This is a genomic window from Desulfovibrio sp. GTC20076, assembly GCF_055385905.1.
In genome coordinates this window covers 540,319-553,707 of sequence record NZ_AP039366.1, presented here as the reverse complement: position 1 = coordinate 553,707, position 13,389 = coordinate 540,319, and the positions used below count along the sequence as shown (strand labels likewise).

The window sequence follows — 13,389 nt, the reverse complement described above, 5'->3', positions numbered from 1 at the left end:
AGGGAGACGGCGCCTGCATACAGCTATACCTACGTACCGGAACTATTTAGCCCGCACGTCTCCCCCACGCAGTCTTATGCGCCACCACCAGCCCTGATAGCTGCAAGAAATGGTGTTGGAGAAAGTGCTCATACAAATACGTTCCTCTAGAATTTTTTAAAACGTTACACAGCGTCCGCGCCTCTGTCAACAACAAACTGCGCGCGCAGCAGGGATAAAGACAGTGCACGACCTTCAAAGACAGCCTTTCAACTGCAGCGCCTGTAAAAAAAGTACATGGCCCCGGCCCTTTTCACACAGCGCGCATGCCACAGGGCATTGGCGTGAACAGGGCCAGGGCCGCTGTTGTTTACCTGAGCGGGCATGCCGCCACAAACCCTATTTGCCGAACAGTATTTCCTGATAATTGGGCAAAGCCCACAGATCATCGGCAACGCGCGTTTCGAGCATATCGGCATGGCGGCGTACTTCGTTCATGCACGGCAGCACCTCGTTGCAGTAACGGCGGGCGGCTTCCATGCCCAGGCCCTGCGCGTCCACCTCGGTCAAAACGCTTTCAAGGGTCATAGTGGCGGCCTGCATTTGCCGCAACTGCCCGGTCACTTCTTCAAGGGTGAAGATTTTCGGCTCCATGCCGATAGCCTGCATGCTGGCCGCCGTAGACGCCAGTTCGCCCTGATAGCGCATGGCTGCGGGAAAAATGACGGTACGGGCTATGCGTATGGTCAGGTTGGCCTCGGTACGCACGGTCTTGCAATACTGCTCCAGATAGATGTCCTGCCGGGCCTTGAGTTCTGCCCGGTTAAGCACCTCGGCCTTTTCGTAGATCTCAACCACTTCAGGGCGAGTAAGCTCGGGCAGCGCTTCGGGCGTGGTGCGCAGGTTGGGCAGGCCGCGCCGCACGGCTTCCTTGTGCCAGATTTCAGAATAGCCGTCGCCGTTAAAGATAACGGCGCTGTGCTCTTCAATGACATGGCTGATAAACGATTCCAGAGCGGTTCTGAAATCGCGCCCCTGCGCCAGTTCCTTTTCCAGCCAGTCGGCGGCAAATCCCAGCGAGTCGGCCATCATGACGTTGAGCGCCGTGATGGAGCCAGCGGCAGACTGGCTGGAGCCGAGCGCGCGGAATTCAAAGCGGTTGCCCGTAAAGGCCACAGGGCTTGTACGGTTGCGGTCGCCCGGGTCAGCCGGCAGGGGCGGCAGGGTATCCACGCCGAGATTGAGCGCGCCGCGCTTTTTGCCATTGACGGCATCGTCAACCCGCCCGGCGCGGAAGGCCTCGAAAACCTCGGTAAGCATGTCGCCAAGGAAGATGGACATGATGGCCGGGGGAGCCTCATTGGCGCCCAGGCGGTGATCATTGCTGGCGCTGGCTACGGTGGCGCGCAAAAGACCGCCGAACTTGTGCACGCTGCGGATCATGGCCGCGCAGAACACCAGAAACTTGGCGTTGGCATACGGCGTTTCGCCCGGTTCAAAAAGAGAACCCAGATCGGCATTGCCGATGGAATAGTTCACGTGCTTGCCTGACCCGTTCACTCCGGCAAAGGGCTTTTCGTGCAGCAGGCATTTGAGGCCGTAACGCTTGGCCACGTTACGCAGGGTGGACATAATAATATGGTTATGGTCCACGGCCACATTGCTGACCTCATAAAGAGGCGCGATTTCATACTGGCTCGGGGCGGCCTCGTTGTGGCGGCAACGCACTGGCACCCCCAGCTTGTAAAGCTCGCGCTCCACTTCCATCATATAGGAAAGTACGCGCTGGGGGATCACGCCGAAATACTGGTCGCTGAATTCCTGCCCTTTGGCCGGGCGTGCGCCAAAAAGAGTGCGTCCGGCGATCTGGATATCGGGACGGGCAAAGTTAAAATTGTGATCAATGGAAAAATACTCCTGCTCAAGCCCGGCATAGGCCACTACGGGCAGTTCCGTCTCAATACCGAAAAGGCTCAGCACCCTCTTGGCTTCGCGATTGAGGGCCTGGCTTGAACGCAGCAGCGGAGTTTTCTTGTCCAGGGCCACACCAGTCCATGAAAGGAACATAGTGGGGATGCACAAAAAGGTTCCGTTGGGATTTTCCATGATATACGCGGGGCTTGTGACATCCCAAGCGGTGTAGCCGCGCGCCTCGAACGTGGAGCGCAGGCCGCCGGAAGGAAAGGACGAAGCGTCCGGTTCGCCCCGGATGAGCATGGAGCCTGAAAATTCCGCAATCACCCCGCCTGCGCCGTCAGGCATGAGAAAGCTATCATGCTTTTCAGCCGTTTGCCCGGTAAGCGGATAGAAAATGTGGGTAAAGTGAGTTGCCCCTTTTTCAATGGCCCAGTCTTTCATGACCGCCGCCACGGTATCGGCTATGGACGGGTCCATACGCTGGCCGAATTCAATGGTTTTGCGCAGCGAGCGATACACGGCCTTGGGCAGGCGCTCCCGCATGACGCGATCATTGAACACGTTGCAACCGAAGATGTCCGTGGGCCGTGTATCGGCGAAATTGAGAGGAGCCGCTTCGGGTTTGTAGGTGGTGATGGCCTGGATGGCGCTGTGTCTGGCGGTTTTGCTGCTCATTACAAACCTCGCGTCAGAAAAAGGGGTGACGCACCAAAATTCGTTGGAAAACGCTTGCTGCCGGCGGCGTCCGGGCGGCCCGTGCCGCCACATGCCGGAAAGCCCTGAAAAAGGCCGGCAGACATCTGCCCGCCGGCCCGGCGTCTGCTAGTTGACGCTGACAATCTCTATTTCAAAGGTGAGAGCCTTGCCAGCCAGCGGATGGTTGGCGTCAAGGGTCACTTCATCAGCGGTCACTTCGGTGATGGTCACGTCCATCTGGCCCTGCTCGTTGGAAAGCTGCAACGGCACGCCCACGTTGAGGGGAATGTGGTCCGGCACCTGGGCGCGGGCCACGGTAAAGACCAGTTCCGGATCGGTTTCGCCATAGGCTTCGGCCGGAGGAATGGTTACGGTAACGCTTTCTCCGGCCTCACGGCCGTCAACCGCGGCCTCGAAACCGGGAATGAGCATGCCCTGGCCCATGACGAACTCAAGGGGATCGCGCTCACGCGAAGAGTCGAACACCGTGCCGTCATCCAGGGTTCCCGTATAGTGCGCGCGCACTGTGTCGCCTTTTTTGATGGGCATAAATACTCCAGGGGTCTTGCGGACGTTTGGGCGGGCGCCCTGCCGCGTGGTGCAATGCTCGCGCCCCTGCGGCACAAGCGCAAAAAACGCCCGCAGTGAAAAAAGAAACCAAAACACGGCACGCTTTTTATGTCAATGTGACAGTGTATACCCGGGCGGCAGCCAGACCACGGGCTTGACAGCGTACACCATGACCACGATAATTGTTACTTACCCAAAACGTAGATTGCCGCCCCGCGCGGGCACACCAGAAATTTTTTGAGGCATCCCCGAGGTACCCATGTCCGACATCCGCTCCAGCTACACTGACCAGCTCCAGTTTTACGGCCGTCATACCCCGCGCGAACTGGCCGAAACCTTCGGCACTCCCCTCTATGTCTATAACGAAAACGTCCTGCGCCAGCGCTGCCGAGACCTCATGGGCCTTTCAAGCCATCCCGGCTTCGGGGTCAACTATTCCGTCAAGGCCAATTCCAATCCCGTGCTGCTGCGCATGGCGCGCGAAGAAGGCCTGGTAGTAGACGCCATGAGTCCCGGCGAGCTGCACATGGACCTGCTTGCCGGATTTACGCCCGGGCAGATTCTTTATATCTCCAATAACAATTCTGTGGAAGAACTACAGAATGCCCTCAAGCACGGGCTGCTCATCAGCGTGGACTCCGTCGCGCAACTGGACGATCTCGGCCGTATCAACAAGGGCGGCAAGGTCATGATTCGCTTCAACCCCGGCATTGGCGCAGGGCATCACGCCAAGGTCGTCACTGCGGGCAAGGAAACCAAGTTCGGTGTCAATCCAGAACAGATGGACGACGTTTTTGCCCTGCTGCAAAAGCACGACATGACACTGGCGGGCATAAACCAGCACATCGGCTCCCTGTTTATGGAGGCCGGAGGCTACCTGGATGCAGCCGAGGTGTTGCTGCGCCTGGCAGAACAACTGCCCCAGGGCGCGCTGCAAAACCTTGAAATCATCGACTTCGGCGGCGGCTTCGGCATCCCATACCGCAAGTATGAAGGCCAGCCCCGCCTGGATACAGGCGAACTGGGCAGCCGCCTGCACGCACTCATCAGCGCATGGGCCGAAAAAACAGGCTATACGGGCCGCTTTCTCATTGAGCCGGGCCGCTACGTGGCTGCCGAATGCGGTGTGCTGCTGGGCCGCGTGCACGCCGTGAAGAACAACAGCGAAAAGCGCTATGCGGGTACGGACCTTGGCTTCAATGTGCTTGTGCGCCCGGCCATGTACGATTCTTTCCACGATGTGGAAATCTACGGCGAAAACAGTCACGAAAAGCGTGAAACCATGGTGCAGACCGTGGTGGGAAATATCTGCGAAAGCGGCGACATCCTGGCCAAAGACCGTGAATTGCCGGAAATTGTGGAAGGCGATGTGCTCGGCATACTTGACGCCGGCGCATATGGCTTTACCATGAGTTCCAACTATAATCAGCGCCTCCGCCCGGCGGAAGTGCTGATTCAGAGTGACGGCACGGCACGGCTCATCCGCCGGCGCGAATCGCCTGACGATCTGGCCCGCTGCCTTGAAGGGCTTATATAGGCGCGGTCGCGCGAGATGAAACCCCGGTTCCCTGCCGGGACGCGGCATACCGCCCAAGGATACGACGCACCCCTGCGCACCCCGAGCGAACCTGCCGCTGTCAAGGACCGCCGTGCGGCCATGAAATGGCGCCCTTATCCTGCCACATATAACTTCGTGACGGACTGCCGTAACGGAACTGTGATTCTGCCGTGATCGAACAACGCGGCCTGTCCGCTCCTCAGCTTCGGCCAACCCCCGACCTGAGCACCTCACCCCGCGCCGTATGGCGTCTCACATGGCCCCAGATGCTCATGATGTACCTTGTGTTCTTCATGGGTTTTGTGGCCGTATGGGTAGCGGGACAAATAAGCGCCGAAGTACAGGCCGCCCTGGGCATGGTCAACCAGTGCGGCATCTTTCTCATGGTGGTTGCCATGGCCATTTCCAGCGGAGCCACCGCCGCCGTGAGCCAGTCGCTGGGCGCACTCAAGGTGGCTCGCGCGCAGCGCTATGTGGCAACCACGGTCATAGGCTGCTTTGGCCTTGGCTTTGTCATGGCCCTGCTGGGCTGGCGCTTTGGCGATGCCATTCTGGGCATGCTCATGGTTCCGGACAGCATCATGCCTGTGACAAAAGAACTCTGGCAGGTCAGCATGCTGGCCCTGCCCGCCCAATACGTATACGCTGCCACGGGCGTCATGTTTCGCGCTACGCGCCAGGTCATTCCGCCGTTATGGGTGGCGGCCGTGGTGTGCGCAGCCAATCTGCTGGCCTGTCTCGGCTTCGGCCTGGGCTGGTTCGGGCTGCCCAACTGGGGTTACATGGGCCTTGCATGGGCCACGGTGGGCGCACAATGCCTCGGTGCGGTATGCAACTGCGCCCTGCTTGCCCATTCGGGCTACCTGCAACGCCGCACCCTGCCTACCCCGCGCTGGCTCAAGGCTGGCCTGCCCTATCTTGTCAAGGTGGCCCTGCCCGCAGGAGCCGCGCAGATCGTCTGGCAGTCCGGCTACCTGACCCTTTTCGTACTGGTAGCCTCATTGCCTTTTGACAGCGTGAACGCCCTGGCCGGACTTACCGCCGGCCTGCGGGTCGAAGCGCTTCTTTTTTTGCCGGGCATGGCCTTTAACATGAGTGTCGCCGTGCTTGTAGGCAACAGCCTTGGCGCGGGCAAGCCCGCCGAAGCCAAGAAAGTTGCCCTGTTTATGGTCGGCGCGGCTGCCCTGGCCATGAGCCTTATGGCAGCCCTGCTCTGGCCGTTCAGGCAGGAGATCGCCCTTATGCTTTCACAGGAGCCTGGCACACAGGCCCAGATTGTGAATTACCTGACCTTTAACCTGCTTTCCACGCCCTTTTCCATTGCCAGCACCGTCATGGGCGGCGTAATGACCGGGGCGGGAGCTACCAAGTACAATCTGATGATTTTTGGCGGCACCTTCTGGCTGGTGCGCCTTCCCCTGGGCTGGCTGCTCGGACATATGCTGTGGGGTACGGCCTCGGGCGTTTTTGTGGCCATGCTCGTTTCCCAATGCCTGCAGACCAGCATCATGCTTTACGTGGTGCTGCGCCGCGACTGGATGCGCTTTGCCATGAGCAGGATCCGCCAGCCGCACCCTGCCTGACGGCCCGCAGAACCCTTGTGCTTTCCGCGCGGGCCTTTCCAAGGAGAACAACCGTGAGTAAAAAATTCATTCCCGTAAGCCTGGACGACAGCCAGCGCTACTATGACATCTGGCAACGCACCCCCCAGCGCTCGCTGGACTACACTCTTGCCAACCTCTGGGGCTGGCAGGAATACTACGGTCTTGAATGGTGCTTTGAAGACAGTATGTGCTGGATACGCCAGACCCGTCCTTATGAAGTATGCTGGGCCCCCGTGGGTGACTGGAATGCTGTGGACTGGAAAAGCCTTTTGCCCTGCTCGTTCAATGAAACCGCCCATGAAGTGGTGCGTGTACCCGAAGAATTGCTTCATGTCTGGCAGGAACGCCTGCCCGGCCTGGTAGACGCCGAAGAAGACAGGGGGCAATGGGAATACCTGTACAAGCAGGAAGAGCTTGCCGACCTGCCTGGCAACCGTTTTCATAAAAAACGTAATCACTACAACAGCTACATCAAAAACTACGGCGAACCAGACTATCACGACCTGGACGACCGCATGATCGAAGACGTGCTGGCCGTACAGGACGACTGGTGCCAGTGGCACGAATGCGAAGACTCCCCATCGCTGCGTGCCGAAAATGAGGCTATCAACCGTGTACTCAGCCACTGGAACAGCTTTCGCAGCCTTGTAGGCGGGTCGCTGTATGTGGATGGCAAGATGGTAGCTTTCAGCGTGGGCGAAAACCTTGACGGCACAAGCCTTGGAGTGCATTACGAAAAAGGCCTCAGCGGCTTCAAGGGCGTATACCAGACCATCAACTGCACGTTTGCCCGCCGCGCCGGAACCGGATTCACCTATATCAACCGCGCACAGGACCTGGACGAAGAAGGCTTGCGTCAGGCCAAAATGACCTACATGCCCACAGATTTTCTGCGCAAATACAAGGTACGCATCCGCAAGGCATAAGCTTTTGCACTGCATGCCCACATGCAGCGGCGGAACGGCCCGGGCAGGCCCCTGGTCGTTCCGCTTTCATTTTTCCCCGGGAACCGGCATGAGCCACTCGACCCCGGCCCGCGCTTCTGGCATTCTGGCCGTGAGGGGTTTCGTCAACTGCGGAAAAGAAGAAAAAGATGATCCTGAAAACATTTCTGCTGTTTGTGGTCACGGCTGTTGCCGAAATCGTGGGCTGCTACCTGCCTTATGTCTGGCTGCGCAAGGGCGGCTCTCCCTGGCTTCTGGTCCCGGCGGCTCTGAGCCTGGCCGCCTTTGCCTGGCTTTTGACCATGCACCCTGCCGCCAGTGGGCGGGTATATGCTGCTTATGGGTGCGTGTATGTGGCAACTGCCCTGGCGTGGCTCAAATTTGTAGATGGCGTGAACCTTTCCACCACCGACATGATAGGCGGCGGCGTGGCTCTGGCCGGGATGCTTATCATTGTTTCCGGCTGGGGCAGCCCGGCCTGACCCCATACGCACAACACAAAAAGGGGCGCGAAGGTGGCAACCTTCACGCCCCTGAAAAAATACAAACGGCAAACCAATCGGCAAACTGCGCTGCATTTTCAGAAAAACTGGCGTCACCAACGGGATTTGAACCCGTCTTAGCGGCTTGAGAGGCCGCCGTCCTAACCGGATAGACGATGGTGACAGCGAGATTTCTTTTAAGGAGGGCACGCTGCGATGTCAATACCGCAACGGCCGGCAACAGCGAAAAGCTGTGAAAAACAATATATTGGCATTTATATATTTGAAGTGCTATTTTAAATAAACGGCCCGTACCTGAGGCCGGTTTCCGGAGGATCATGCCCATGCTTTCCCGCCTTCGCCTGCTTCTGCCGGCACTCACCTTGCTGCTTCTGGCCGCCTGCGGCGGCAAAAACGTCCCACCCCGCGACGGTCATACCCCGGACTGGATGGGAACCATTGCAGACCTGCGCCAGTTTCCCCAGAATCTTGAAGTTTACGCCCAGAATGCCGGACCGGACAGGCGCCTCATCTCCCAGACCGAGCAGGATCGTCAGGTCGCGCGCTTTGACCGCATATTTTTCGGCCCGTGGGACATGCGCAAGACATCCATGCGCAAGCGTGATGTGGCGGCCATTTTCGGCAAGGCCAGGGGTTACAGACAGGGCAGCGAACGCTGGACCCAGACGGAATGGGACGCCATAGCCCGCAATGCCGACCTCAAAAATTTTCCCTCACGCGCCCAGGCGGCCATCACCGTGCGCAATGCCGACCTGCGTGAAATGCCCACACACCAGACGCGCTTTTCCGAACCTACCCCGGACCCGCGCGCAAATCCGTTCGACTACTTCCAGTATTCCCTGCTTCCCCTGGGAACGCCTGTGCTCATTGCCCATACCTCGCGCGACGGACGCTGGCATTTTGTAGAATGCCCCATAGCCGGAGGATGGGTCGACGCCGATGACCTTGCCCTTGTGGACGAAGGCTTTGCTGCTGCATACCGAAATTCGAGGTTTGCCGCCATTGTCAAAGACAATGTGCATCTTGGCGGCGCGAACGGCATCACCGGCCCCGCCGACGGGCAGAGTGTAAGCATAGGTGCCATATTGCCCCTGCCGGGCGGCGCCGCCGACATCAATCCCGTGGGCCTGCTTGCCCCGGTAAAGGGCGGCAACGGCATGGCAGCCACCACCCCCGTGACGGTTGCTCCGGGTGATGCCGCGCTTCGCCCGCTTCCGCTGACACCGGCCAACGTAGCCCGCGTGGGCAACGTCATGATGGGCCAGCGCTACGGCTGGGGCGGCATGTTCGGCGAAAGGGACTGCTCTGCCCTTACACGTGATCTTTTTACACCTTTCGGCCTCTGGCTGCCCCGCAACTCCGTGGCCCAGGCCCGCACCGGCGCGATCAGCTCCCTTGAAGGCATGAGTGCCAAAGAAAAAGAAGAGGCAATCCTGCGCAACGGCGTACCTTTTCTGAGCCTTGTGGGCATGCGCGGCCACATCACCCTGTATGTGGGCAAGTATCGCGGCCGCCCCGCCATTTTCCATAATGTGTGGGGAGTGCGCACCATTGACGGCCCGGATAACAATGCCCGCTTTGTCATCGGCAGGGCCGTGGTTACGTCCATCACGCCCGGTGACGAACTGAAAAACCTCTATCGCGGCACCACCTTTGTAGACCGGCTGCGCACCCTCTCAACCCCGGCGGACACACTCCAGTGAGCAGGCTGCAACTGAAAATAACAGCCGGGCAAGCGGGCAAGCGCCTTGACCGCATACTGGGTGCCACGGTTCCGGAACTTTCACGGGCAGCCCTGCAAAAGGTCGTGCAGGCCGGTTGCTGTACCGTGGACGGACTGCCGGAAAAACGCCCCGCAGCCAAAATGCGCATGGGGCAGACCGTGACTCTGGACTTGCCGGAACATCCGGACCGCCTTCAGCCCGAAGAAGGGCATCTGGAACTGCTCTGGCAGGATGATCACCTTGTGGTCTGCAACAAACCCGCGGGGCTTACGGTTCATCCGTGCCCGTCCTGCCCGGAACAGACGCTGGTGCAGCGCCTTCTGGGGCGCTTTCCGCAACTGTCCAGACTTGAAGGGCAGCGACCCGGCATTGTGCACCGCCTGGACAAGGATACCAGCGGCCTTCTTGTAGTCGCCCTTACAGAAGCCGACTGCCTGGCTCTGGCTGCAGCTTTTGCCGAGCGCCAGGTTCACAAGGAATATCTGGCCCTTGTAAGCGGCCTGCCGCCGCTTGAAGGCCAGTGCCGTGAGCCGTTGGGGCGGCACCCCACAGCCAAAATAAAAATGGCCGTGGTCCCGGAAGACCAGGGCGGCAGAAATGCGTTCACAGAATGGCGCAGACTCTGGAACACGGACGACGGCAGCGTATCGCTGCTGGCCGTGCGCATTCATACAGGGCGTACCCATCAGATACGGGTGCATATGACACATCTGGGGTACCCCCTGCTAGGCGACAGACTTTACGCTCCCAAAGCTGTGCAGAACATGGCTCCCCGCCAGATGCTGCACGCATGGCGGCTGGGTTTCACCCACCCTGCAAGCGGCGAAGACATGCGTTTTACCTGCCCGCCGCCGCACGACATGCCGGATGCCGCTCTGGCCGCCATGCAGCGAATGCAGCGGCTGGTAATCACGGGCAATCCGGGCAGCGGCAAATCGACGCTGTCGGCCAGCCTGGCCGCGCTGGGTGTGCCTGTCATCAGCGCCGATGACGTGGTGGCAGATCTTTACGCTCCGGGAGGCGCTGGCAGCCAGTGGATCGGCCGGCTGCGCGGCGGCCTGCTTGGGGCCGACGGCGCTGTGAGCAGAAGCGCCCTCATGGCCGCCATGCGGGAAGACCCCGTTCTCCGTCGTGATGTGGAACAGACGGTTCACGCCCTGACACAGCAACGCATCGCTGACTTCTGGCAGCAGCATGAAAATGCAGGAATCCCCTTGGCCGCCGCCGAAATTCCGCTTTATTTCGAGTGCGGCTGGCAGCATGTTTTCAGGCCTGTACCGCTCAGCGTGGGCGTACATTGCCCCCTGCCCCTACGCAGCGCGCGCACGGCAGAACACCGGGGCTGGAATCAGGAAAAAATGGCCGCCCTCGAGGAATGGCAATGGCCTGAAGACCGCAAAATGGGCGCCTGTGATATGGTAATCACCAATGAAGACGACCTGCCCCGACTTCAGGAAAAAGCCGCTGGTCTGGTTGAAAAATTGCGCCTTCTTGAACAGGAAAAAAAGGAAGAACAAGCCCGCACACTGGGCAGGATCTGGAGTTCGGACTAAGTAAACACTCGCTCTATCGTACTCTTTTCATTGACACATATTACTTTATCCGGATATGCTGGCTCTTTAGTTCCTATTTCATCGTAACCGCCTGATGCGTGTACTTTTTTCCAGACGCAGGGCAAAAAATGAGCCTCTGCCGGAAACGGTACGCCGCGGGCCAGACTTTTCCCATGCCGTAGCCAGGTGATCCTGTTTTCCCGGGCGGCAGCTATGTTATCAGGCAAATGTCGCTGGAAATCTTAACCTTTACGGAGTGCCGCATGCCAGTTCACAGCAAGGCCCCAGACGGTCCCGGCGTCAACCCTATGATTCTGGCGTTGGAAATTTCCAGCTCGGCACTTTTGCATTATCACAAAGCCCCCTTTTTGCACGCCAGCCTCGCCAGTATGGGTGAAACCCTGCACTGCGGACAGGTGGTTCTTCTTGAATACGCCAACAGCCGGTGGGCCGAGCCTTTTGTATGGACAAGCTCCGTACCCAGCGCCGCCTGCCCGCTGCCCCTGCCAACGCTGGACGACATGGCCCCCCTGCTCGACACCTTCTTGCAGCGTAAAGAACTTTGCATTTCTGATACCGGGCAGATGCCCGAAGGACCGCAAAAAAAGTTTTTTCTCGCGCGTCAGGTCAGGGCTGCCCTTTGCATTCCCATTGTTCACGAAGGCGGGCTTTGTGGCGGCATCTGCCTCACCAGGCGCATTTCCGGGCAAGGCTGGTCACAGGATGACGTAAATATATGCCACCTGCTGAGCAACATCCTGGCCATGGTGCTCACCCATTTTCGTCTTTACGGCAGGTTGCGTCAAAAGCACAAACAGCTTCGTGACATTCTTGACGCATTTCCCAATCCCGTATGCATCGTGGATATGGAAACGAACAGGATTCTTTTTTCCAATAAAAGCGTTGCAGAAACATTTCCCACACCGCAAGAAAGCGAAGACGACAGATGTCATAAAAGGCTTATGGGCCGGGACAGCCCCTGCCCCTACTGCACCAACCCCATTATTCGCCGCACAGGCGAAGCCTACCAGTGGACCTACCAGAACGAGGTCACCAACCGCACGTATACCGTGGTAGACAAGGTGATCAAATGGGACAATGACAGGCCCGTGCGGCTTTCCATCAGCACGGATATAACCGACATCCTGCGCACCCGGCATGAAAAACAGTCAGCCGTTATTGCCTCTCAGGCCAAAACGGAATTTCTGGCCCACATGAGCCACGAAATCCGTACACCGCTCAACGGTATCATCGGCCTCACCCATCTGGCCCTGCAAAGTGGCCCGGATGGGGAACTCAAGGAATATCTGCTGAAAATCCGCTCTTCTTCCACAAACCTGCTGGCTATCATCAATGATGTTCTCGATCTTTCAAAAATCGAGGCCAACAAGATGGAGCTGGAAAACGTCAATTTTATGGTAGAGGAAGTACTGGATTTTGTTCACACATCCGTGCGCTTTGCCATGGAACAGAAAGGGCTTGAGTACCAATGCCACCTGGATGACGATGTGCCTCTCAAGCTCTGGGGCGACAGTCTGCGCCTCAAACAGGTGCTGCTCAACCTCATGAGCAACGCGGTCAAGTTTACCGCCAGGGGCAAGGTGGGGCTGCGCATCCACCGGCAACAGGACGACGATGGTGACTGGCTGCACTTTGAGGTGTCAGATACGGGCATGGGCATAAGCCACGAATACCAGCAGCACCTTTTTGATCCCTATACGCAGGCCAACTCGAGCATCAGCCGCCGCTTTGGCGGCACGGGCCTGGGCCTGAGCATATGCAAACGTATTGCCGAGCTTATGCAGGGCAGCCTGTGGTGCGAAAGCAGGCTTGGCGAAGGTTCGCGATTTCATCTGCGCATACCATGTACCGCCGCCCGCAATATCTATTGCGAAACCAGCGATGAGGCGCATGGAGTTTTGCCCCTGCAGAACGCCGCAGACCTCAAGATACTTCTGGTAGAAGACAACGAGATCAATCAGGAAATAGCCAGAGCCATGCTGCGCCATCTCGATATTGAGTGCGACCTTGCCCATAACGGCCGTGAAGCCGTACACATGGCGCTGCAAACATGCTATGACATGATATTTATGGATGTATATATGCCTGTTATGGACGGCCTGCATGCCACCCGTGAAATCCGCCGTAATCTGCCCAAAGCGCCACATGGCAAAGCTCTGCCCATCATCGCAATGACAGCCGTAGCCATGCCCGAAACTATGGATGAAATCATGGATTCAGGTATGGACGACTACCTTGCCAAACCTTTTAATCTGGTAACGCTGCGCAACAAGATAGTTCAGTGGCTTGGCCTCTGCTGAACAAACCCGCGCCGCTTCAA

Annotated in this window: 9 protein-coding genes and 1 tRNA gene; 7 read left to right on the top strand and 3 right to left on the bottom strand. The window is 58.4% G+C overall.

The annotated features are described in order from the left end of the window. Positions 1–378 precede the first annotated feature (378 nt). A complete protein-coding gene (locus ACZ495_RS02490; RefSeq protein WP_012625217.1) occupies positions 379–2,571 on the bottom strand; it encodes a glutamine synthetase III family protein in 2,193 nt (730 codons plus the stop codon). 147 nt (positions 2,572–2,718) lie between these two features. Next, positions 2,719–3,141: an FKBP-type peptidyl-prolyl cis-trans isomerase gene (locus ACZ495_RS02485; protein ID WP_012625218.1), complete on the bottom strand. Its 423-nt coding sequence runs from the start codon at positions 3,139–3,141 to the stop codon at positions 2,719–2,721. 280 nt (positions 3,142–3,421) lie between these two features. Here ACZ495_RS02485 and lysA point away from each other — a divergent pair, with 280 nt between their 5' ends. The 4 genes from lysA to ACZ495_RS02465 all read left to right on the top strand — a co-directional run bounded on the left by lysA (position 3,422) and on the right by ACZ495_RS02465 (position 7,750). After that, positions 3,422–4,699, top strand: coding sequence for a diaminopimelate decarboxylase (lysA, locus tag ACZ495_RS02480; protein ID WP_072311608.1), 1,278 nt, complete (start codon positions 3,422–3,424; stop codon positions 4,697–4,699). 191 nt (positions 4,700–4,890) lie between these two features. Further along, positions 4,891–6,303, top strand: coding sequence for an MATE family efflux transporter (locus ACZ495_RS02475; protein WP_232088692.1), 1,413 nt, complete (start codon positions 4,891–4,893; stop codon positions 6,301–6,303). 53 nt (positions 6,304–6,356) lie between these two features. Beyond that, positions 6,357–7,250, top strand: a complete 894-nt coding sequence (locus tag ACZ495_RS02470; RefSeq protein ID WP_012625221.1) for a DUF2156 domain-containing protein — start codon at positions 6,357–6,359, stop codon at positions 7,248–7,250. Positions 7,251–7,417: 167 nt separating this feature from the next. Beyond that, positions 7,418–7,750, top strand: a complete 333-nt coding sequence (locus ACZ495_RS02465) for a YnfA family protein (protein WP_394027298.1) — start codon at positions 7,418–7,420, stop codon at positions 7,748–7,750. Positions 7,751–7,858: 108 nt separating this feature from the next. On the opposite strand, the gene ACZ495_RS02460 is transcribed toward ACZ495_RS02465, so the two are convergent. Further along, a tRNA-Glu gene (locus tag ACZ495_RS02460) sits at positions 7,859–7,934 on the bottom strand. Between the two features lie 154 nt (positions 7,935–8,088). Here ACZ495_RS02460 and ACZ495_RS02455 point away from each other — a divergent pair. From ACZ495_RS02455 to ACZ495_RS02445, 3 genes are all read left to right on the top strand, one after another. After that, entirely contained in the window at positions 8,089–9,474 is a 1,386-nt protein-coding gene (locus ACZ495_RS02455; protein ID WP_072311606.1) for an NlpC/P60 family N-terminal domain-containing protein, read from the top strand. Next, a complete protein-coding gene (locus ACZ495_RS02450) occupies positions 9,471–11,048 on the top strand; it encodes a dephospho-CoA kinase (RefSeq protein ID WP_012625224.1) in 1,578 nt (525 codons plus the stop codon). The genes ACZ495_RS02455 and ACZ495_RS02450 overlap by 4 nt, the downstream gene beginning before the upstream one ends. 263 nt (positions 11,049–11,311) lie before the next feature. Continuing rightward, on the top strand, positions 11,312–13,369 hold the full coding sequence (locus tag ACZ495_RS02445; RefSeq protein ID WP_464262553.1) for a GAF domain-containing hybrid sensor histidine kinase/response regulator: 2,058 nt from the start codon (positions 11,312–11,314) through the stop codon (positions 13,367–13,369). The last annotated feature ends 20 nt before the right edge of the window (positions 13,370–13,389 follow it).